This window comes from Endozoicomonas sp. SESOKO2, from assembly GCF_024606245.1.
Taxonomy (GTDB): Bacteria; Pseudomonadota; Gammaproteobacteria; order Pseudomonadales; family Endozoicomonadaceae; genus Endozoicomonas_A.
On record NZ_JAHHPQ010000276.1, the window covers coordinates 1 to 1,187 of the forward strand.

Genomic DNA, 1,187 nt, shown 5'->3' on the forward strand with positions numbered 1-1,187 from the left:
GCATCATTGTGATGATGAATGCGCTTAAAATACAGGAAGCAAGCCCCTGGGCAGATCAAATCGGCTGGGAAATCCTGTTCAACCCCGATGAAGAAATTGGCTCACCGGGTTCTGCCGCCTTGATAAAAGACGCCGCCAGCCGTGTAGACCTTGGCATGATTTACGAGCCTTGCTTCCCTGATGGCAGCTTCGCTGGTCAACGCAAGGGCAGCGGAAACTTTACCGCCGTCTGTTATGGCAAAGCGGCTCATGCTGGCAGGGAACATCATCTGGGAAGAAATGCTATACGTGCTCTGTGCGACTTTGTCTCTGCCATGGACGACCTGAATGGCAAACGTGAAGGTGTCACGTTTAATCCCGGCTATATTCACGGTGGCGGCCCAACCAATATTGTTCCGGACAAATGCATAAGCCGTTTCAATATTCGCCTTGAGAAACCGGAAGATGAAGACTGGTGCCTGCGGGAACTGCAAATGATCGTGAATGAGATCAGCAGTCGCAATGGCATCCGTCTGGAGCTCCACGGCGGCTTCAGCAGAAAACCCAAACTACTCTCCCCTGCCAACCAGCAACTGTTAGAGCTGGCCAGACAGTGTGGTCATGCACTGGGACTGACCATTGATGTAAAACCCACCGGCGGCTGCTGTGATGGCAATAACCTGGCCTCAGCAGGCATTCCCAATATCGATACTCTGGGCGTTCAGGGTGGACATATTCACAGTGAACAGGAGTACCTGAAAATCAGCAGTCTGGTGCCCAGGGCCAAATTGAGTGCGGCCCTACTGCTTACACTGGCCCGCAATGAAGCTCTGGGTAGCGGAAACGCCTGGCTGAAGAGCAAAGAGGCGCGGCAATGAAAGTCGTCAGACCTATAGAATATCGAGACCTTAGTGCCCTGGAAGCACTCGCCAGCAGTGCCCGAGACTCAATGACGACCCTGCCTGCAAACCGTGATCATCTGGCAGAACTGATTTGCAAAACCCACGACTCACTCAGTCAAAACGTCGAGAGTGCCCGAGAAGAGAGCTACCACTTTGTACTGGAAGATCTGGACAGTGGTGAGATTCTTGGCATATCCGGCATTATTGCCACAGTGGGCCTTTCTGTTCCTTTCTATAACTTTCGTGTTGATGAAGACGTTCATGCATCCGAAACCTTAAATACCATTAACCGGATGACCGTCTTAA

2 protein-coding genes are annotated in these 1,187 nt (G+C 51.8%); both read left to right on the top strand.

Translation table 11 applies throughout. From position 1 onward, the window contains the following. Nucleotides 1-857: hydrolase (locus KDK17_RS06560; RefSeq protein WP_257287643.1), on the top strand; the 857-nt coding region annotated here is incomplete at its 5' end. Next, nucleotides 854-1,187 (top strand): arginine N-succinyltransferase (locus KDK17_RS06565; RefSeq protein ID WP_257287644.1); only part of this gene is annotated, 334 nt, incomplete at its 3' end. The genes KDK17_RS06560 and KDK17_RS06565, both read left to right, overlap by 4 nt.